Source organism: Bradyrhizobium sp. SZCCHNS3002 (assembly GCF_032377435.1).
Lineage (GTDB): Bacteria > Pseudomonadota > Alphaproteobacteria > Rhizobiales > Xanthobacteraceae > Bradyrhizobium.
The window spans coordinates 167,456-188,421 of record NZ_JAUHHY010000015.1 but is presented as its reverse complement, the minus strand read 5'-3'; the positions used below and the strand labels follow the sequence as shown (position 1 = coordinate 188,421).

Annotated in this window: 17 protein-coding genes and 1 pseudogene; 15 read left to right on the top strand and 3 right to left on the bottom strand. The window is 62.4% G+C overall.

All coding sequences use genetic code 11. The annotated features are described in order from the left end of the window. The first annotated feature begins 1 nt into the window (after position 1). The 14 genes from QW845_RS27650 to QW845_RS27585 all read left to right on the top strand — a co-directional run bounded on the left by QW845_RS27650 (position 2) and on the right by QW845_RS27585 (position 13,743). The gene (locus QW845_RS27650) at positions 2 to 616 is read left to right on the top strand and encodes a hypothetical protein (protein WP_315804676.1); all 615 of its coding nucleotides are present in this window, start codon (positions 2 to 4) and stop codon (positions 614 to 616) included. Between the two features lie 998 nt (positions 617 to 1,614). Next, positions 1,615 to 3,870 carry a type II secretion system secretin GspD gene (gene gspD / locus QW845_RS27645; protein WP_315804675.1) on the top strand — a complete coding sequence of 752 codons (2,256 nt, stop codon included), beginning with the start codon at positions 1,615 to 1,617 and terminating at the stop codon, positions 3,868 to 3,870. Beyond that, positions 3,870 to 5,090 (top strand): type II secretion system F family protein, encoded by a 1,221-nt coding sequence (locus QW845_RS27640; RefSeq protein ID WP_315804674.1) that lies wholly within the window; start codon positions 3,870 to 3,872, stop codon positions 5,088 to 5,090. Before gspD ends, QW845_RS27640 begins: the two co-directional genes overlap by 1 nt. After that, positions 5,087 to 5,557, top strand: a complete 471-nt coding sequence (locus tag QW845_RS27635) for a GspH/FimT family pseudopilin (protein WP_315804673.1) — start codon at positions 5,087 to 5,089, stop codon at positions 5,555 to 5,557. Before QW845_RS27640 ends, QW845_RS27635 begins: the two co-directional genes overlap by 4 nt. A gap of 15 nt (positions 5,558 to 5,572) precedes the next feature. Continuing rightward, complete coding sequence (gspG, locus tag QW845_RS27630; protein WP_315804672.1) at positions 5,573 to 6,076, top strand: type II secretion system major pseudopilin GspG; 504 nt, start codon at positions 5,573 to 5,575, stop codon at positions 6,074 to 6,076. Beyond that, the gene (locus tag QW845_RS27625; RefSeq protein ID WP_315804671.1) at positions 6,073 to 6,501 is read left to right on the top strand and encodes a type II secretion system protein; all 429 of its coding nucleotides are present in this window, start codon (positions 6,073 to 6,075) and stop codon (positions 6,499 to 6,501) included. The genes gspG and QW845_RS27625 overlap by 4 nt, the downstream gene beginning before the upstream one ends. 33 nt (positions 6,502 to 6,534) lie before the next feature. After that, a complete protein-coding gene (locus QW845_RS27620) occupies positions 6,535 to 7,185 on the top strand; it encodes a prepilin-type N-terminal cleavage/methylation domain-containing protein (RefSeq protein ID WP_315804670.1) in 651 nt (216 codons plus the stop codon). Between the two features lie 8 nt (positions 7,186 to 7,193). Continuing rightward, positions 7,194 to 8,021 carry a type II secretion system protein GspK gene (locus tag QW845_RS27615; RefSeq protein WP_315804669.1) on the top strand — a complete coding sequence of 276 codons (828 nt, stop codon included), beginning with the start codon at positions 7,194 to 7,196 and terminating at the stop codon, positions 8,019 to 8,021. A gap of 20 nt (positions 8,022 to 8,041) precedes the next feature. After that, complete coding sequence (locus QW845_RS27610; protein WP_315804688.1) at positions 8,042 to 9,808, top strand: GspE/PulE family protein; 1,767 nt, start codon at positions 8,042 to 8,044, stop codon at positions 9,806 to 9,808. Positions 9,809 to 9,851: 43 nt separating this feature from the next. After that, complete coding sequence (locus QW845_RS27605) at positions 9,852 to 10,967, top strand: PilN domain-containing protein (RefSeq protein ID WP_315804668.1); 1,116 nt, start codon at positions 9,852 to 9,854, stop codon at positions 10,965 to 10,967. Further along, on the top strand, positions 10,964 to 11,533 hold the full coding sequence (gene gspM, locus QW845_RS27600; RefSeq protein ID WP_315804667.1) for a type II secretion system protein GspM: 570 nt from the start codon (positions 10,964 to 10,966) through the stop codon (positions 11,531 to 11,533). Before QW845_RS27605 ends, gspM begins: the two co-directional genes overlap by 4 nt. After that, positions 11,530 to 12,048: a hypothetical protein gene (locus tag QW845_RS27595; protein ID WP_315804666.1), complete on the top strand. Its 519-nt coding sequence runs from the start codon at positions 11,530 to 11,532 to the stop codon at positions 12,046 to 12,048. Before gspM ends, QW845_RS27595 begins: the two co-directional genes overlap by 4 nt. Positions 12,049 to 12,327: 279 nt before the next feature. Beyond that, complete coding sequence (locus QW845_RS27590; RefSeq protein ID WP_315804665.1) at positions 12,328 to 13,107, top strand: type II secretion system protein GspK; 780 nt, start codon at positions 12,328 to 12,330, stop codon at positions 13,105 to 13,107. A 480-nt stretch (positions 13,108 to 13,587) separates the two neighbouring features. Further along, a complete protein-coding gene (locus QW845_RS27585; protein WP_315804664.1) occupies positions 13,588 to 13,743 on the top strand; it encodes a hypothetical protein in 156 nt (51 codons plus the stop codon). On the opposite strand, the pseudogene QW845_RS27580 reads toward QW845_RS27585, so the two are convergent. Continuing rightward, positions 13,740 to 14,132, bottom strand: a pseudogene (locus QW845_RS27580) (NAD-dependent epimerase/dehydratase family protein); the annotation flags it as partial. The gene QW845_RS27585 and the pseudogene QW845_RS27580 overlap by 4 nt on opposite strands. Positions 14,133 to 14,879: 747 nt before the next feature. Between QW845_RS27580 and QW845_RS27575 the strand changes: the two are divergent. Then, positions 14,880 to 15,143: a hypothetical protein gene (locus tag QW845_RS27575; protein WP_315804663.1), complete on the top strand. Its 264-nt coding sequence runs from the start codon at positions 14,880 to 14,882 to the stop codon at positions 15,141 to 15,143. A 112-nt stretch (positions 15,144 to 15,255) separates the two neighbouring features. Here the strand turns inward: QW845_RS27575 and QW845_RS27570 are convergent, their stop codons facing one another. Next, positions 15,256 to 15,738, bottom strand: a complete 483-nt coding sequence (locus tag QW845_RS27570; RefSeq protein WP_315783590.1) for a hypothetical protein — start codon at positions 15,736 to 15,738, stop codon at positions 15,256 to 15,258. Then, positions 15,725 to 20,308 (bottom strand): RHS repeat-associated core domain-containing protein, encoded by a 4,584-nt coding sequence (locus tag QW845_RS27565; protein ID WP_315804662.1) that lies wholly within the window; start codon positions 20,306 to 20,308, stop codon positions 15,725 to 15,727. Before QW845_RS27565 ends, QW845_RS27570 begins: the two co-directional genes overlap by 14 nt. Between the last annotated feature and the right edge of the window lie 658 nt (positions 20,309 to 20,966).

The window sequence follows — 20,966 nt, the reverse complement described above, 5'->3', positions numbered from 1 at the left end:
TATGGTTAGCTCTCAATCGTGGGATGATAACGTCTACTGTGTTCAAGATAACGCGGACTCGCGGGGGGCCGTCGCATTTGCACCCAGTAAGACTCAGTTCGTTGGTGTCTTCTATTATTCAGAAAGCTCTAGAAATCCTCTCCGTCTTACGGTCGATCGACCGGTAGATGCAACGAAAGGACTTAGTGAACATCTTCTATTCAGTCTGCCTTCAGATCTCGTAACTCTTAAAGAGCAGGCGCTGCGGTACGTTATTCAGGACGTCCAGGGGCAGGTAATTCCGGTTGTAACGGCGGCGTTCTGGTGCGGAGCCGAAGGATCAGTTGTGGAAGCCGTGGAGCCTTGGTCCGTCGTATTTGAGGAAGGTGCGCTTCTGATTGAGCGTCAATTTTTGTCTGGTCACGATGCTCTTCACAGGTGGCAGCATGAGTTTGAGTTTGACTCAGATGAGCTGTCCCTCGTGGATAGTCTGTTCAAAAGGCGGATTAAATCACCTGATGAATTCATCGTGTTGACTTCAGAGGAGCAGAAGGTGCTCCGGTCCAATGCGTCTGGAGCGACGGGATTGACTGCGAGTCGAGAGGCGTTGGCGGAGATGAGAATTATGTTTAGTTAAGGGTGACGAGTTGATCACAAAGCATTGACGCCGCGCTGAGGAGCTTGATTGGATAAATTGAGTGCGCCTAAATTGTTGACTAGGTGTGTGGTGTTACGACGTCATTGGCGCTCGATGAGCGGGTGCGGTCAGATCGAAAGTGTGATGCGTTTTTTGACCGAAACTGCAGGTGTCAAGGCTTGTGAATGAATCACTTGCGTGTCCCTGCTAGCAATATCTCTCACTCCCGAAACCCTCTAGTCGCCGCCTGTTAGATGTTGAGCAGCCATGGCTGCTTCAGGTTGTCGGAAGCGGCAGTGCCTGGCGAGGCTTACAGGCACGGGTGGATGGCGCTTCCCATGGTGATGGCACTGTCGGCGTCCAGACCATGGACGAGAGCACGTCGTTCGCCTGGAGTACGGGTGGTGCGGAAGCGAGATCGGCGGCGCAGGCGCCGGCGGCGATGCGGGTGCCGGCGGGGAGTGCTCGGACCGGCAGGATCTCGGACTAGCCGCTGCTCGATGACAATAAGGGCGGCCCTGCCACCATGGTCGAAGGTGCCGGACGCTTCGTCGGTGAGTCGCCGACCGGCGTCGTGCCGCGCGGTGCGGAGCATGTTGCCGAAGGTGTCAGCATCAATCTCGCCGGGTAACGGTGCGGCAGGCGGCCAAGACGGTGCTCGGGGGGGGCAAGTACAGGGCCGATCCGAGGATCTGGTGGCGAGGATTATGGTGACAGTGCGTTTAACCGTTGATTGGGTGCGTGATGCTATGGCGATCGACGAGTAGGAAAAGTCTGGTCGAAATTCCCATTGTAAGTGCGCAATCCAGGATTGAGTCTTACGGCTGTCGCCTTACCTCCGCGTATCAAAGCATGTGTATGACTCACCGGCGTGTCCTGCCAGCAATATCTCTCGCTCTCAAAACCCTCTAGTCTCCGCCTGTTAGTTGTTGAGCAGCCTTGGCTGCTTCGGGTTGGGGCGAACGGCTGTGCGTGGTGAGTCTTGCAGACGCGGGTACATGGCGCTTCCCATGGTGCTGGCGCTTTCGGCGTGCCAGACCCTGGAGGAGGGGACGTCGTCGTTCGTCTGGAGCACGAGTGCTGCGGAGGTGGGATCGGCTGCACAGGCGCAGGCGGCGATGCGGTCGCCCGCGGGGAGTGCAAGGGCCAGCAGGATCTCGGGTTCGCCGCTGCTCGACGACAGTAAAGGCGGCCCGGCCACCGTGATGGAAGGCACCGGGCGCTTCGTCGGGGAGCCGACGACCGGGGCGGTGTCGCGCGGTGCGGAGGACGTGGCCGACGGCGTCACGATCAATTTGGTCAACGTGCCGGCGCCGCAGGCGGCGAAGACGGTGCTCGGGGATATTCTCGGGGTCAAGTACACGGTCGATCCGGGGATCGAGGGGCGGATCACGATTCAGACGCCGAAGCCGGTGGCGCGGGCCGCCGTGATCGATCTGTTCCAGGCGGCGCTGCGGGCCAACAATGCGGCCGTGGTCAACAATCGCGGCATCTATCGCATCGTGGCGGCGGACCAGACGGCGGTGTCATCCGCGTATCGCACCGACGATCCGGCCGATGGCGGCGAGATGGTCGGCAACGGGCTGCAGGTGGTGCAGCTGAAATATGTCTCGGCCTCCGAGATCCGGCGCGTGGTCGAGCCGATCGCGCCGCGCGGCGGCGTGGTGCGGGTCGATGATGCGCGCAACCTGATCACGCTCTCGGGTAATCGCCAGGAGATCGCGGCGATGATGGATGCGATCGCGCTGTTCGACGTCGACACCATGAAGGGGATGTCGTTCGCGCTGATCCCAGTCAAGACCTCGGCGCCAGATGCGATCGCAAGCGAGCTGAAAAGCGTGTTTGCCTCGGACCGCGACGGGCCGATGGCCGGCATGGTGCAGTTCGTGCCCAACAAGCGGCTGCGCTCGATCCTGGTGATCTCGCCGCAGGTTGCGTATCTGCGCCGCGCCGAGACCTGGATCCGCAAGCTCGACGCGCAGGCGCAAGGGTCCGAGAAGCAGCTCTTCACCTATGCGGTGCAGAACCGGCGGGCCCAGGAGCTGGTCGACGTGCTGCAGTCGATGTTCCCGACGGACACGCAGACGGCGACAGCCGGTCGGCGCACCGTGGCGCCGAACTATCAGGAGGCGAGCGTGCAGTCGCAGCCGTCGCCCTCCGGAGGCGGGCTGTCCGGATCGTCGTCGCCGTCCTTCACCGGCGGGCTCGGCGCGTCCGGCGGCGGCTTTGGCGGCATGCGCAATGCGGCGCCGGCGGCTGCTGCGCCGAGCGTCATGCCGGCGGCGGCTCCGGCTGCACCCACCGGCCGCGACGGCGATGCGGATGGGCCGCGGCTGCGGATCGTCGCCGACGAGGCCAAGAACGCGATCCTGATCGAGGCGGCCTCGGCCGACTACAAGCGCGTGCTGCAGGTGATCGAGCGGCTGGACCAGATGCCGAACCAGGTGCTCATCGAGGCGACAATCGCCGAGGTCACCCTGAACGACGAGCTGCGCTTCGGCGTGCAATGGTACATGCAGAAGCACAGCTCGAAATTCACCCTGACGGAGGCGGCCTCCGGCGCCGTCAGCTCGGTGTTTCCCGGCTTCTCCTACGCGCTGACAGCGGCCAACATCGCTGCCACGATCGACACACTGAACCAGATCACCAACGTCAACATCGTGTCCTCGCCGTCGCTGGCGGTCATGGACAACAAGCCGGCGGTGCTGCAGATCGGGGATCAGGTGCCGATCACGACGCAGTCGGCGACCGGCACCCTGACGCCCGGCGCGCCGATCGTCAATACCGTGAGCTACAAGGATACGGGCGTGATCCTGTCGATCATCCCGCGCATCAATGAGAGCGGGCGGGTGCTGCTCGACATCGAGCAGGAGGTGTCGAGCGTGGCGCCGACCACGTCATCGAACATCGATTCGCCGACCATCCGGCAGCGCAAGATCAGGACATCGGTGGTCGTGAACGACAATGACGCGCTGGTACTGGGCGGGCTGATCCAGGAGGGCCGCACCACCGGCCGCAGCCAGCTGCCGATCATTGGGGACATCCCGTTCATCGGCAATTTCGCCGGCAGCCGCGACAACGTCATCGGCAAGACCGAGCTGATCATCCTGATCCGGCCGCACGTGATGCGCAGCCTCGACGAGGCGCGCAGCGTGACCGAGGAGTACCGCCACTTCATGGCGATCGAGGGTCCGCATCGCCGGCAGCCGGCGCGGCGGCGGGTCGAGGACACCGGACGCAGGATTCTCGACTGATGCCGCGCTTCCGCTACCGCGCCTACGGCACCGACGGCTCCTTCGCGGAGGGGACGATCGAGGCTGCGTCCGCGGATGCGGCGAGCGCGACGCTGTGGGCGCAGGGGTTGTCGCCGTTCCAGATGCAGGCCGCCGATAGCGCCGGCACGGCATGGTGGAACCGCGAGATCACGCTCGGCAACGGCGCGGCGCGCGCGGACCTCTTGGCCTTCACGCGCGAGTTCGCCACGCTCTGCGCGGCCGACATTCCGATGGACGACGCCTTGCGCATTGTGCAGACGCAGGCCTCGGCAGCACGGCTGTGCACCCTGGTCGAGGCGCTGCTCGCCGATGTCCTCAATGGCCGCCCGTTGTCGGAGGCGATGCAGGCGCAGCCGCGCATCTTCCCGGCCGACTATGTCGCTGTCGTGCGCGCCGGCGAGAGCGGCGGGCGGCTGGCGCAGGTGCTGACCGAGCTCGCCGAGCTCCTGGAGCGGCGGGCGGAGATCCGTGCGCGCATCCAGTCGGCGCTGATCTATCCCGCGATGCTGATCGTGCTGAGCCTCGCAACGCTGGCGATCATCGTTGGCGGCGTGATCCCGTCGATGGCCCCGATCTTCACGCAGAGCGGCAAGCCGCTGCCATTGACCATCCAGCTGATGCTGGCCTTGAAGGCGCATTGGCTCGAGATGGTGATCGGCGGCGTTGCCGCCATCGTGGCTGGGGGGGCGGTCGTCGCATTCGTGCTGGGTGATCCCGGCCGCCGCCGGCGTCTCGACCGGCTCGCGCTGCGGCTGCCGCTGCTCGGCGGCTTCCTTCTGCAGCAGGACACCGCGCGCTTCGCCCGCACGCTCGGTACGATGCTGATGGCCGGCGTGCCATTGATAGCGGCGACGAAATCGGCGAGCGACGTCGTCGACAACCGTCATCTCCGCGCCGGCATGGAACAGGCGATCGAGCGGATCCAGCAGGGCACAGCGTTGCACCGCGCGCTGCGCAACGAGGTGGCCTTGCCGGCCGTGGCGCTGCAGATGATCGCGGTCGGCGAGGAGGCGGGCAAGCTCGACCGCATGTTGCTGCGCGTGGCGCAGATGCTGGAGAAGCAGCTGCAGACCAGCGTCGATCGCTTCATGGCGGCGTTGACGCCGGCGATGACGGTCGGCATCGCATTGATCATCGGCGCGCTGATCATGCCGGTGATGAACGCCGTCCTCAGCATCAATGATCTGGCGGGGCGATGAGCGCGCGGGCGGAACTGGGACGGGACGAGGCGAGCGCCGGCTTTACGCTGGTCGAGATGCTTGCCGTGCTCGTCATCCTGGCGCTGACGGTATCCGCCGCCGTCCCGCTGCTGTCACGCGGCGCCGGCACGGTGAGCCTCGATGCGGCGACAGGCGAGATTGCGTCGGCGCTGCGCGCGACGCGCTCGGCTGCGATCGTGCAGAACCGCGTGATGACCCTGAGCATCGACGTCGACCGCCGGGCCTTCAGCTCGGACGTCGTCCGGCCGCGTACCTTTGCGCCGGACATCCAGGCGAAGCTGACCTATGCCGCCGCGACGCGCGTGGGCGCCGCCGTGGGCGGCTTCCGGTTCTTTCCGGACGGCTCGTCGACCGGCGGCGATCTGAGCCTGGAGTTGAACGGGCGTCATATCAGGCTCTGTGTCGAATGGCTGACCGGGACGGTGCGGACCGCCGCGACGTGTTGAGGGGAGGGGACGATCATGCTGGGATGGATGGAATGTCGTGATGTCGTGAAGCTGCGCTTGGCCGCGTGGCCCGGGCAATTCCGGCTTCGTTTACGCAGAGGCCGCGATGGCGAGGCCGGCTTCACCTTGGTCGAGATGCTGGTCGTCATCACCATCATCGGCCTGATCATGGGTCTCGTCGGCCCGCGCGTGCTGAGCTATCTCTCCGACTCCAAGCTCAAGACGGCGCGGATCCAGATCCGCAGCCTGTCCTCGGCGCTCGACCTCTATCACCTTGACAACGGCCGCTACCCGACCGCAGCCGAAGGGCTCGGTGCGCTGGTGCAGAAGCCGGCCACCGCGACCACCTGGAACGGACCCTATCTCAGCGGCACCCTGGTCCCGAACGATCCGTGGGGACGGCCTTATGTCTACAGATTCCCGGGGCAGCACGGCACCTACGACATCGTCTCGCTCGGGCCCGAGGGACGCGAGGACGAGACCTCGGCAACGGCCAATGTGACGAGCTGGCAGCCGTGACTCCCGCCACGGCAGAGATGAAGCACGCGGACGGCGACGACGCCGGTTTCACACTGGTGGAGGTCCTCGTCGCACTTGCCATGCTGTCGGTCGGCCTCGCTTTGGTGATGAGCCTGTTCTCGACCGGACTGTCACGAACGGGCATGGCCGAACGCGTGGCTGGTGCCGTTGCGCTGGCGCAGTCGCTCATGGCCCAGGTCGGCAATTCGATTCCGCTGCGCACCGAGACGCGCGATGGCGCCGAGGCGAACGGCTATCGGTGGCGCCTTGCGATGCAGCCCTATCGGCCGGCACCAAACAGCGATGCACGCCCGGTCGAGCTGTATCAGGTCTCGGTCGAGGTCGGCTGGCAGGAAGGGCAGGACCCTCGCTCCTATGCGCTCTCTACGCTTCGCCTCGGGCCCAGAGTCTCCAGGTCGCAGTGAGCCAGGCCGATGATGTCGCCGAAAGCAAGCGGGATGGATGATCGCGACGCAGGCTTCACCCTGGTCGAGGTTCTCGTTGCACTGGCGCTGTTCAGCCTGCTCGCCGTTCTGCTGTTCGACAATCTCAAATTCGGCGCGCAGGCCTGGCAAAGCGGCAGCGCCCGCGCGGAGTCGTTCCAGCGCGAGCTCGCGGCGCAGGACGTATTGCGGCGACTGATCGGCAATCTCTATCCGATGATGCTGGGCGAAGGCGCGGCGCAGCGGCGCATCGATATCGACGGCCAGGCCGAGAGCCTCGAGTTCCTCAGCGACGCGCCGGCCGTGTCCGGTGGGGCCGGCCGCTTCCGCTTCAAGCTGTTCGCAGACCGCAGGCGTGACGGGGTCGATCTCGTTCTGCAGTCCCGACCCGAACTGGCGGTGAAGCAGGACACCGAGCGGACGCTGCTGGTGTCCGACATCGATCGAATCGAGCTCAGTTATGCGGCAAGAGCAACGGGAGACGCCAATGCGGCCTGGAGCACAAGCTGGAAGGATCAGAGCGAGGCTCCCGGCCTGATCCGGCTGCGGGTCCTGATGCGTCCCGACGATGCCCGTCACTGGCCGGAGCTCGTGATCGCGCCGCGGGTGCAGGCCGATGTGGCCTGCGTCTACGACGCGCTCACGATGCGCTGTCGCGGGCGATAGGGGGCCTCATGCCGGTGCTGTCGGTTCTCTGGGGGCTCGCGCTACTGACGGCGATTGCGCTGTCGCTGTCATGGTCGAGCAGCGTGTCCTATGGCCTTGCCCGTAACGGCGTCGATCAGGCCGCTCTCGGTGCGCTCGTCGAGGCCGGCGTGAACGCCGCCATCGACGGTCTGCTCGATGCCCGGGCGGACCACCGCTGGCGCGCCGACGGCCGTCTCTACACGCTCGATTTCAACGGCACGCGGATCGGCATCAGGATTCAGGACGAGCTCGGACGGGTCGACCTCAACCAGACCGATGAGGCAATGCTGAACAGCCTGCTGCTATCAGCGGGGCTGGACGCGCGGGCCGCCGCTGACCTGACCGACAAGATCGTCGACTGGCGAACCGCAACGTCCCTGAAGCATCTGAACGGCGCCAAGGACCGGGACTACGCGTCGCGCAACGCCGCCTATCATCCCCGCAACGGTCCGTTCCAGAGCGTCGATGAGCTGCTCCTGGTGATGGACATGACTCCGGCGATCTTCGCCCGGATCGCGCCGGCGCTCACGGTCCATTCGGGACGGCAGTTCGTTGATCCGCAATTGGCGCCGCGCGAGGTGCTGCGCGCGCTGCCCGGCATGACCGCGCAGAGTGCCGAAGCGACGCTGGCCGCGCGTGACGGTGCCAGGTCTGGCCTTGCCGAAGGCAACCCGATGACGGTGCTGCGTGGGCGCGCCTTCACGATCCGGACCGAGTTTTCCCAGGCTTCGCGCGTGGTCGAAGGCGAGGTCGCGGTGCGCCTGACGGAGAATCCGCAGCAGCCCTATTGGGTGCTGAGCTGGGGGACGCGATGACCGGACGCGCAGGGCCAGCGATGCAGCAGGACGCCGCCTTCGCCGCAGACATTGAGCAGCCGCGCGCGCAGCTGCACGGGTCCATGCCCGACATGGACCGGACCGCATTGTTGCAGAGTTTTGGCGACTTCCTGCGCGAGGAAGGCATCGTCGATCGTATGAGCCTCGACCGTGCCGGACGCGCGGCACAAACCACCGGAGACAGGCTCGACACCGTGCTGACCAAGCTCGGTCTGGTGTCGGAGGCCGGTCTGGTCGCGGCGTTGGCGAAATTCCTGGCACTCGATCTGGTGCGTCCGGATCAGATTCCGATCGACCCTGTGTTGCCCGAACTGGTCGAAGCCGAGTTCGTGCGTCACAATCATGTGCTGCCGCTCGGCTGCAGCGATGGCCGGCTTGCCGTCGGCGTGACCGATCCGTTCAACCACGATCCGATCCGGGCCCTTGCATTCCTCACGGGCCTTTCGGTCGACATGCGGCTGTTCACGGCGGCCGATTTCGACAAGGCCTGCACGGGGCTCTATCCCGCCATGTCGCGCAGCGACGAGACCCGCGCCACCGGCGGCGCCGAGGCCAACGAAGCCGACGTGCAGCGGCTGCGCGATCTTGCGAGCGAGGCGCCGATCATCCGCCTCGTCAACCAGATCATCACCAGTGCCGTCGAGGCGAGGGCGTCGGACATCCATATCGAGCCCAATGTGGACCAGGTGCTCGTCCGCTATCGCATCGACGGCGCCTTGCGCTCGGTCCAGGTGCTCGCGGCGGACCTGCGTGCCGCGATCACGTCCCGCGTAAAGATCATGTCGAAGCTCGACATTGCGGAGCGGCGCCTGCCGCAGGACGGGCGGATCAAGATCGCGGTCCGTGGCATCGACATCGACTTCCGCGTCTCCACGATCCCCACAGCCTTCGGCGAAAGCGTCGTGCTGCGCGTGCTCGACCGCAATCGCGTCAGCCTCGATTTTGTCGAGCTCGGCTTCTCCGACGAGCACATCGCGACGCTGCAGGCGCTGCTGCAGCAGCCCAATGGCATCATCCTGGTCACCGGACCGACCGGCAGCGGCAAGACCACGACGCTGTATACGGCGCTGAAGACGCTCAACAGCACCGAGCGCAAGATCTTCTCGGTGGAGGACCCGATCGAATATCAGATGCCGGGGATCAATCAGGTGCAGGTCCAGTCGGAGATCGGGCTGACGTTTCCTCACGCGCTGCGCTCGATGCTCCGGCAGGATCCGGATATCATCATGATCGGTGAAATCCGCGATCTCGAGACGGCGCGCATCGCCATTCAGGCCTCGCTGACCGGTCACCTCGTGCTCTCGACGCTCCACACCAACGATGCGGCGTCTGCGATCACGCGGCTGATCGACATCGGCGTCGAGAACTATCTGCTGGCCTCGACGCTGAAGGGCGTGATTGCGCAGCGCCTGGTGCGCAGGCTCTGCCCTCGTTGTTCCCATGAACATCCGCAGGCGGCCTATTGGGCGGAGAGCTTCGAGCGCTCCGTGACCGGGCTCCTTGCGCATGGGCGGCCCGACATTCGCCAGCCTCTCGGCTGCTCCGATTGCGGCAATGCCGGCTTCTCCGGACGTTCGACCATCGCGGAGATGCTGGTCATCGACGAGGCATGTCAGAGTCTGATCCTGGCCAAGGCGTCGGACACTGCGATCGAGCGCGCCGCCCGCGAGCAGGGCATGCAGAGCATGTACGAGACCGGAGTCCGGAAGGTCTGGCGCGGCGAGACCACGATCGACGAAGTTCTGCGCGCGACGCGCATGGGATAGGGCGGCGGGACGGGCGATGCATGAGAGCAAGGATAGAGGCGCGTTGCTGGCCACGGTTCGTGCGGCGCGTCCGCGCGACTGGGCGCAATCGGCGGCCGCCTGGTGGTGCAGGGAAGCGGTCGATCTGCTGCCGCGACGGTTTGTGGCCGCGCTGGCGCCGGCCGGCCGGCCGAGACTTCTGGTCGATCGCGACGACACGCGGATCCGGCTTCAGTTGAACGATCCCCGATCAGGAGTGCAGGCTGTCGAAACGACCCATGCAGGTGAGGTGACGGCGGCGATCGCATCCATCCTGCGGCGTCATGGTCTGGATCGGCGCGACGCGGATCTGGGCTTGCGTCTGCCGGAAGAGAGTGTTTTTCGCCGCGAGCTCATGCTTCCACCCGAGGCGAAGGGCGCGATCGATACGATCGTGCCGCAGGACCTGCTGCGCCGGACGCCGTTCAAGGCGGAGGACATCTATTGCGACCACTTGACCGCCACATCGCCTGACGGTCGGATCGCGGTTCGGCAATGGGTCACGCGGCGCCATCACGTGCAGCAGGCCGCAGATCAGCTCGGGCTTGCCGTCGCGCACATCGACTTTGTCGTGTTCGGCGACGATCAAACCTCGCCATCGATCCGACTGGCGCGTCCTGCTGCTGCCCGCAAGACCTCTACCGTTGCGATCGCAGTGCTTGGCGCGCTCGCCGTGCTTCTAGGGTCCGGCATCGCGGTCCTGACCTTTGCCCGGCAACAGGCCACGCTGGACCGGCTCGATGCCGAGATCGTTGTGGCCCGCAAGGGCGCCGAGCGCGTTCGCGTCCTGGTGGATCAATTGCGGGAGCGGCGGACGGCGCTGTCGCGCCTTCGTCTGCAGCGCAGCGAAGTGCCGGGATTGATCGACGTCTGGGATGAAGCCTCGCGCATTCTGCCGAAGCATTCCTGGCTGACCGAATTGCGGCTCGTGGAGGGAGCGAACCCGCGGAGCGCAACGGTCACGATGACCGGATTCTCGGCCGCGGCGCCGAGCCTGATCAACACGCTCGGTGGATCGAGACTGTTCGTGGACGCTGCCCTGACGTCGCCGGTCGCGATGGATCCGATCGAGAACCGGGAACGCTTTTCATTGCAGGCCAGGATTCGTGTGCCCGATGCCATCAAGGAGGTGGCGCCATGAGCGAATGGACGAACCGCAGGGACGCGCTCGGACGCCGCGGCCTGTTCATCGTCGTCAACCTCGCGCTTCTTGCTCTGTTGTTCTGGGGCTTCGTGGCGCCGATCGCGGCGATGTTCGCCGAGCGGGAGGCGCGGATCCAGCAGCAGCAGGCGCTGCTGGCACGGTTGAGCGCGATCGCAGCCCAGGCATCGGCCATCGAGGGCCTTGCCTCCGAAACCGAGTCGCAGCTCCAGAACGGGGAGTTCCTGACGGGTGCGAATGAGAACGTGATCGCCGCCGACCTGCAGACGAAGCTGAAGACGATCATGGGCAATGCCGGCGCCCAGTCCCGCGCGATTCAATCGCTGCCGGGCCGGACCGTCGATCAGATCAAGTACAGCGGCGCGCGCATCGACCTGTCTGGGCCGTTGCCCGCCGTCATGCGCGCGGTCCACGCGGTCGAGAGCGCAAGGCCATATTTGTTCATTGCCAATGCGGTGCTGAAGAGCGCGCCTGCGGTGCGCCCGGGAACGGCCGAGGAGCCGGTGCTTCAGGCGCAGCTCGATATCTACGGTGCCGTGCAATGAGGAGCTTTGTGCGATGGCGGGTGAGGCCGCAGGCCGCCGTTCTGGCGCTCCTGGCGGGTCTTGATCTAGTGCTCGGCGCCTGGCTCGCGACGTCGGTCGGAGGCGGCGAAGCGCCCGGCGCCCGCCGCGCGGCTTGGGAAGCGCCGGTGCCCCGGACCATGGCGGGCGTGGCTGGACGGCAGCCGCTGCAGACATATGCCGAGATCCTGGCCCATCCGGTGTTCCAGAAGTCGCGCGAGCCGTTCGTTCCGCCCCCACCCGCGCCGCCACCGCCGATGCCGGTGGCCGCTCCGCCCCCGGTGGCCACTGACCCGGGCCTCCAGGTCGGCGGCGTTATGATCAACAGCGGCACGAGCAAGGCCTATCTGCTCTCCAAGGTGGGAGGTGGCGCAGGCTCCTGGGTCAACGAAAACGAGACATTTCAGGGCTGGCGGGTGACGTCGATCGACGCGTCAGGTGTTCGGATCGAGCAGGCGGGGCGCGCCATCGAATTGCAGCTCTACCCCAAGAATTGAAGAATACAGGCCGCGCTGCGGCCCCTCGAGCCGGAGTAGAATAGCCTTGTTCGCACAGACGAAAGATCAAGGGCCAATCCGCAGACAGCCGCTCGTAGAGGAGGAGCGCGAATTGTTCGTTCCTGCTTGGCTCGGCTTCTCGGTGCTCTCATATGAGCTAGGTCTCTTACATGTCTTCTCGAAACCGTCGTCCGCCAAGCGATCTTCGGACCATGGCAGTCCCAGAGATCAGAAATGCCAGTCATAGCGGTCCTGTGGATCCTAGGATTATTGACAACGTTGTCACTGTCGCTGCTCTGGGGCAGCGAGGTGTCGTACCGCCTCGCCCGCAACGATTGTGAACTTGCGAATCGGAGTGCGACTGCGGACGGGGCGCTGGACTACGCCGTGTCGGGATTGTTTGATCAAAAATCTGATCGCCTCTTGCGTCCAGGTGTAGGCGAGGTTCACCTGCTCCACTTTGGCGAAGCCGAGATCCGGATCGTGATCCAGGACGAGCTCGGCAAGATCGACATCAACCAGGCCGACCCTGCCTTGCTTGCCAGTTTGCTGCGGTCGGCGGGGCTAAACGCCGATGCGGCAAGTGGGCTTGCAGACAAGATCGTAGACTGGCGAACCGCGAGCGAATTGAAGCATCTTAATGGCGCCAAGGAGTTCGACTATCGCGCGGCGAATAGTCCCCACCGGCCGCGCAACGGTCCGTTTCAGAGCGTCGACGAGCTTCTTCTCGTAATGGACATGACGCCTGCTCTCTTCCAGCGGATCGAACCAGCCGTGACCGTGTATTCCGGAAGCCAGTTCGTTGACCCACGACGTGCCACACCTGAAGCTCTGGCGGCGATGCCCGAGATGATCAGTACGCAAGGGACAGCCTCCGATCGCCCGCCTCCATTTCCGATCGGCGCAAACGAAGAGCCAACGTCATCCTTGCGCGGTCGCGCCTTCATGATCTGTATCGAAGTCGCAAAGTCAGGCCAGGTTTCTCGATATCGAGCTGTTATTCGAATGACGGACAATCCGGTACATCCCTATTTCCTTCTCAGCTGGAAGATGACGTAAGCTCGCGACCAGCGCTCTGTCAGAGACGTAGTGTCTGTGGAACACCTTCCTGGCCGCGAGCTTGGCGAGGACGTCGACTATCGACCGGAAGACGCTCGACGCAGCTGTCAATGCCTTGTGCGAAAGCGGGACGCCGCGGCGGCGTACCCCGCGGACCAAATAGGCGTCAAGCGCCAGTCAGTAGGGCCGCAGAGCTACGCTTACGTTGGAGCGACGAAGATGAGGCCGCAATGTCACGGAAACATGGGGCGGCTCAGTCCGCGCGGCGGCAAGGTGCTACGTATTGCTGCCGCAGCAAATGTTTGATCCGCACCGGCAATCGAGAGATGCGGCTGGCAACCGGGAGGCTAGCTAGCCACGGTGCCGCAGGAACTTCACTGATAGGCCACGCTTTCTCGTGAAGTGAGCCGCGTCTCGTCGCAGAACAGGGGGCTCGCCGCTATCAACAACAACCGTCGGACGGAGGAGTGTGAGGCTCTCATGGCAGCCGAGCACTTCGGCAAGGCCCAGAATCCGGATTATTCGCGGCACTATCGGGGTCTTGACATCGTTGCTGAGATCGAGGCTTACGGCAGCTTCAACGAGATCCAGCGCCGAATGGCCTTTGGTGGTCTCGCCCTTGCCAATAATGACTAACGACTGCGTCGCCGCTTCGCGCAGAATGCCTGATAGGCGAGCCCGACTCCCACTTCCAGGGAAGTCGTCGCGCGCCAGCCAAGCTCCGTCAGGCGGGAGACGTCGAGAAGCTTGCGTGGTGTGCCATCCGGCCGTGACCGGTCAAAGCTGATGCTGCTCTTGAAGCCTACTACGGCGGCAACCACGCGGGCGAAGTAGCCAATGGTGATATCCTCGCCAGTGCCGATGTCGACCAGCGCGGTGTCCGAATAGGTCTTCATCAGGTGCACGCAGGCATCCGCCATGTCGTCGGCATAGAGGAACTCGCGCCGCGGCGTGCCGGTGCCCCAGACCATGACCTCCGGCGCATCGGCGAGCTTGGCCTCATGGAAGCGGCGGATCAGCGCCGCGTTTGCGCCGATGGATGGGGTCGGCTAAATCCCATGATCTGCGATCGCCGTAAATCTCGGCTGGAAGCTCCCGGGCGTTGTCAGTGACATTAGATCGATGGCGCTGCTCGACACGTACGAGGCGAAGCGCCTACGGACGTCGCTCAACACCTACCATCCTTGACGCTCTACGGATTTGCCCGGTCTTTTCGCTGCAATGCTCAAGACCAAAGACGCAACGGGGGAGCTGGCGACGAGTCTCGTCGTGTTGCCGACGGCCGTCTCGACCTTTACGCGGGCGTCTAGTTCAACTTTGCCGGTATCTGATAATCCACTGTTGGTTCGACAGCCATCGTCTCGGATTGCACAACCTTGCCTCCCGATGCTTTGACGGCGTTCGCTCTGCCGCGTACTTTGTGTAAATCTCGAGGCGATCTCACACTGATCCGTCCTGATTAGATCCTGCGGCATTGCCAAAGGTGGTCGGCTCGCTGGACGGCGCGTTGATGCAGGCATTGGACCATGGTCGCGCTAGCCTCCCACGCATCTTACGTGCGGACCACAAGTTCCACTGACGAACACCTCCTCGATTTCAGGCATCAAGGTCACTGCCTCATCGACAGTCGCTTCGATATCCGCCTCTGTTGGCGCCGAACCCAGCCACCCCCGCGCATCGAACCAGCGCCTGAAGAATGGGCGACGATACACCTGGAAGTATTGTTCGAGATACTGGACCCATACGTCCTCTGCAGGGATGCGCCCTGACGCATGGACAATCCCCTCTCGAGGGACGATGCCAAGGTTGAGGCGAAACGCGGGGCGGCCGCACTTGTCGAGCTGGATTTCGACGATCTGAAATCCTTGAATGCCTTCGCGCCGCAGTCTCCCAAATGGGAATGCGGAACGAATCTCCCGGCTCCGCGCATCGCCGCCCGTAAGCGGGATCGTCCGGAATCCTCGCTGCTCAAGCGCTGGGACGATTCTCAATTGAACGACCCGTCTCAGCGCATGTCTAACCTTTTCCGTCATTAGCCATCGATTCGGTCGCCGACAAATATCAACATCATTGGGATGAGCCGGTCCATCCGTTAACCGCCGTCTCACTGCCATGTAGTGGTGAAGTCATGTTGGTTCTTTGGAGGAATCAGGACCCAGCAATGAGCGCGTCGAGGCAGTCTAACGGCGCCGGTGCTCCCAGGGCGTCAAACAGCTCTGACGCCGTTGACGACCGGGCCGCTTGACTTACAGTCTGTCCAGGATCCGTCTTGTCAAAGTACTGCTCAATGAGTTCGGGACGTTTTGTTATATAGTCGACGGCGCGCTGCCGCATCTCATTAAAGCGAATTTCAGGCGCCTGGCGCAGAGTTACCGATATCTTCCTGGTCCCACCATTCACAAAGCTGAATATCCTTCGCCAACGGCTTTCACCCCAAAGATGCTCGAAGCGAATCTCATCAATCCGCCAGATTGTCCCGTCACGATCCAAAACAATTACCCCGAGATAGCGCTCAAGGACCCGTTCTCTCGGACCCGTCGAGACTTTGAACGCATCGCTGCTATATGGCAGGATCGTTTCTCTTCTCTCATCAAAGAACAGCAAGGTACGTGGCCCACTATCTGCAGTCACATCCGCCTCCCCGGGGTGAAGTGCCCGCTAAAATTGCGCCGATCGTTAGGCTCTTAGACCATCCGGGGCCAGCCACCCAAGCCAGCTCGGGATACTGCGCGAGCGTCGAATTGAGGGACGCGGAGATGGGATTGGTGTTCCAGGGCTGGTTCTTAATCCAATCCGGTACCATCCGTCCTATGCCTTGGTTCCGCTCCAATAGCCAATGATGTCTCGCCTGCCCTTCCCCGAGAAGCTGAATGCCTTCCCTGTTCATCCACTTGCGTGTCGCGTTCCAAGTATGACTCCCAAAATCCTTAAATCGGAACGCTCCCTTCTCCAAGGCGCCAGCGAGGCCCCCCCCGACGAGGCTGAGTCCAACCTCTCCGAGGTTAATGCACCGCCAGTTTCCGCCGTTCTCGTAGAGCTGAAGTCCAATATCTGCTGCGGCAAAAGCGAGGCCCCACGCGAATTCTCCCGTCGGATCTGTAAAAGAGACAGGATTCCCGCCAGCGTATACATAGAGGCTCGGCCCTGCGACGAGCCCAAGCGGATCTGCCTGCGTGTATCTCCCAATCGATGCATCGTAATGCCGATGCCAGTTGTAGTGAAGCCCTGACTCGACGAGAAAATACTGACCCGGATATCGCAGGTTGTTGCTTGCGGTTCCGGTGATCGAGCGGACCTCACCGTAAGGCCAGTACCATGCGTCCCAAACCACGGTCTGGTTTGCGTCGGTCATCTTGCTCGGGCGATCGAGATGATCAGGATGCACGTACCATTGTTTAGGCGTTGCCGTGTCCAGATCTGCAAAAAGCGCAAGGGGTGTATCATCCAGCCAGACGTATTCCCGCTGCGTCGTGCCGTTCGCACCTGCCTCGGCCAATAGCCGCCCAGAGCTGTCATAGATATAGTGGGTCGTCGTCGATGGCGTCATATTTTGGGTGGTCCGAACGGCCATCCGCTCGAGCCCGTCATAGACGTAGCTCGCGGTCACCGTCGTGCCGATTGTGAGCTGATCGAGCCGATTGCGATTATTATAGCGGTAGTTGTAGGTCGTAGTGCCCCTGACATCAGTGACGATATTGCCGGCTCCGTCATTCGTGACGCTCCGCAGCGTATTCGTGCCCTCAGTGGTGCCGACGTAGAGATTGCTGTTGTACGGATAGCCCAAAACTCTTGTCGTGGTGGTTGTGCCATTTGTAAAGACGTCGCCGGTCCGATTGCCGACCGGGTCCTGCCAATAGGTCTGCGTCCCCCAGTCCCCGTAGACATTCTGCAGCCGATGACCCGGAGTGAAGACATAGTTGTCGGTCCGACCGGCGACATTGTTGTCCCAGACATTGGTGATGTCGAAATCATCGTACCAGTAGGTATAGGCGCGGTTGATGACCGAATTCGATCCCTGCTCGACCACGAAGGTGCTCAAATTGTAGTCCTGCGTGAATGTCTTCCACAGGATTAGGTCATTGCCGTACGAGAGCGACTGCAATGGACCGAAGGGTTGGTAAGTCACCCACTTAGCGAGCAGCATTTCGGCAGTTGCGGCGCCCGGCTGCTGCGTCACGGTGTTCACGAGCCCCGTTGCACCGCGGTAATAGTTGACGATCCGGCCGGATGGATAGGTGATGCGGGTCAGATTGCCGTCGAGATCATAGGCATAGCCAACGAGGTAGACGATCCCGGCTGTTGTCTTCTTTTCCTGAATGGCCTGTCCAAGCGAGTTGAAGGTCCACTCGATGCTCCCGGAGGCGTCGTCGATCCGTGTCAGGCGCCCAACGCCCTTGCTTCCGCCAGATGTCCCATCCCAGGTTAGTGTTACGTTCTCGCCCGGTGCAGCCGGATATTGCTTGCTCAACAAGCGCCCTGCTGCGTCATAGGTCAGATTGGTAACGACGCCACGCCCGTCAGTCATTTGCGTCGGTTGACCAGCGGCATCGTAGACATAGGTGGTCGTGCCTGTATCAGGGCTCGTTCGCTGGATTACGTCGCCGAAGCCGTCCCGCACGAAAGTGGTGTTGAGAGAGCGTGGGTCGCTATAGCTGGCTACTTCATCTCTGCCGTCGAGGGTGACCGTCTCGCTATTGCCCTCCTCGTCTTTCGAATTGACCAACCTGTTCAGCGGATCGAATGACCAGCCGAAGACATTCGAGCGCGGGTCGGTGATCGAGACGCGATTGTTGGTCTTGTCGTAGCCGTGAACCCAGGTCTGCTTTGAAGCCCCGATGAACTTCAACAGTCGGCCGAGTTCGTCGAATACGGCCGTTTGCGCCAACTGGATGGTTCCGTCAGATCCCTTGATCTGTCGCGCTGTGACGTTGCCCATCGCATCGCGCGTCAGTGAGATGGATGCGCCAGTATTGTCCTGGATCTGAACCACCCGCCGCGCATCATCATAGGTATAAGACAGATAGGCTCCGTTGGCGCGCGTCACTCTGGTGACATCGCCAACTGCATTGTATGTCAGCGACATCGTCGCGGCCAATCCCGACGGGTCGACTGTGACAGTCAGGAGTCGGCCGAGCGCGTCGTAGGTAAGGCTGGTGGTGACGCCATTGGGATCGGTGACGAGCGTCGGCTGTCCGCGGTAATTGACCGAGTTGATGATCGTGACCTGTCCGATCTCGTTTGTGTAGGAGGCAGGATAGCCGTTGGCATCGTATGAGAAAGAGACCGTATCGCCTGGGCCGGGGAGGGGGCCGTCAACGCTCGACAGCAGCGTCCCGGTATAGTTGAACGTCCAGGTCCGCGTCTGTCCATTAGTCGAATACGGCGCCGTCTGCGACGTCGTGTCGGTCTGGGTCACTTGCGATAGCTGACCGGCCGTGCTCCAGGTGTATGTCGTGGTCAGGCCAGGCTCGACCTGTTGCGCGACCACATTAAATGTGTTGTCGTACACGAAACCCGTGGTAGTCGCCGCTGCGGTGCCACTTCCGCGTACAATCGAGGTCGGGCGTCCGTACGAATCCCTCGTATAGGCTGTGACGCGTCCCTCGTCATCGATGACCTGACTGACCTGCCCAAGCGTGTTGTAGCTGACAGATCGAGCCGAAGCGGGGCAATTTGTGCTCGCCTGGCCGGCCACGCCTGCTGACTTCATCGTTCCCTCTCGCTTTGCAAACGAGTAGGTAGCCTGCTTTCCAAGAGCATTGGTGACCGTTCGGGCCACGGCGGCATCGTCATAAACAACCGTGGTCAGGTCTGCGCCACCTGCGTGCGAGCTGGACACCGGTCGCCCATCCTGGTCGTACGTCCAAGTTGCGTAACGTACGCCTCGAGCGTCGGTCATCCCGGTGAGAAGGTCCGGAAAGGTGGTGTTCTCGTAGTGATACGTCGTGATGTCGATCTGCTGCCATACTCCGTCGTTCTTTTCCGACCTCGTGACAGTCGTCAGGTTGCCGTTCGTATATCCGTAGTCGATCTTGAAGTATTCAGTGGGGCCTGTGCTCTGCGCATAGGTGTAAAACGTTGCGGTCGAGACATGGAGAGGGGTTCCCGAGGCGCTCGTCTCGTAGCGAAAATCGATATGCCTCGAATCGGCGAATCCTATGGAGTCGATTCGCGTGGGATGTACGGCTGTGTTGGCGATGATACCCTTGTTGACGCCGTTCCTTTCCGTGATCGATTTGGGCCAATAGGTATTCCCGCTCTGTATGAAAATGACCGTTCGATCATTCTCGTCCTTGAAAGAGAAGAACTTCGTGCCGCCATTGTCAGAGCTCGTCAGCGATGCTTTCGATTCGCTATAGGCGCTCGCGTAGACCCCCGGCGTCGGCTGGTTGAAATCGTATTCGATGCCGTCTGGCGAGAACACGGCAACGGTGTTGCCAACGAGTATCTCGTACTCGAAGTCGAAGTGCCACCGTGCCGTGCCTAGCCGTTGGCCCGGCGTTCCCCGGCTTCGATAGTGGCGTACAAGCCCGAGCGGGCGCGCTCCGCCCGACATGAAGTCGACGGCATCCTCTGACTTCGAAGATCCCGAGAGTGAGATCGGATTGCCAACGCTCGGATCAGTTGTGCACGGATCGGGGCTGTTCTGCGGCGCGGGTGCGTGGCTGTTCGGGGGGCCGCGGCTCGGATCCTTTGTGCACACCCCTCTCTGCAGCGCGTAGCCGGAGACGCAGTCGGGCGATGTGATGTTGATCTCGTACGCCACTCGGGTGGCGTCGGCAACGTAGCATATAAGGCTGCCGTTCGGGCGAACCTCGACGCCGTTGAATTTCAACGGCAAATGAACGTCATAATCGTAAAAGCCGATGATGATATATTGCGGGTACAAAGCTGCGAGCTGACAAGCCGCAGCTGGCTCGGTGACGTATTGGGTAGTCAGAGGGATATTGTTGACGACGATCGGATATCCCAATTGCGGGTTTGCATCGGCTGCGGTTGCGGCGCACGCGAGAATGAAACAGGCTCGTCCCAGGCAACGAAAATGACGCGCCGCCCCAAGAAGCATCTGGAAAATTGGAGCAAGAACCTTCAAGCCAAAAGTACAGCCAGAATCGGTATTTCTAATCCAAGAGGATACGAAATACTGGATTGTAGAGTGCTCGATCGCTCTTTGTCCCGCCGCTCCGATCGCTGACGACATCCCATGCCCCTCGCCTGCTTCCCCGTAGATTTACGGGGGCATAAGATAGAAGTCGCATTATACCTTCAACGGTTGTGCGGCTTTATCAACAACTTTAGGGTGAGCCGCTAGAATTGGTCTGAATGATTGCAGGAGCTATCGCCGAAAGTTGGTGACGGCGGGAGTCCGAAGGCGGCATCGGAAGGCTGCGGGGCCAAAGGCTTGAGCGGATCATTGAGACCAGGCCGAGGGAAGGTGTGATTTCGCGGGGGGAGTTGGTGGTGCAGCAGGCTGCGGGGGCGCTCGGTTTCTGAGTTCATCGTGCTGGGGTGGCTGACCCTGTCGATACTTTTGGTTGTGCGGCTACAGTTGTTCAAGTCGCGAGTCCTAACCCTTGAGGAGGCGAGGCCCTCGTGATCAAGTCGATCAAAGAGTCGTCGATGGACTAGGAGGACGCAGATCGCTTGGGGGGGCAGGTTCGCAGGGTCAAATCGGTTCATCGCATGGCCCAAGCCGTCGCTGAGGCACGCGGTTGAAAGCAGGCCGGCCTGCGACATACCTCGATCGCCGTGTGAGTGAGGTCCGGCCGACGTTCTGATACGATGCCTGGACGCTCTGTATCAGCTTTGTGCCGTCCACTAGCGACGCAATGAGCTCCCTGGTTAGTTCGCGCAGGCGC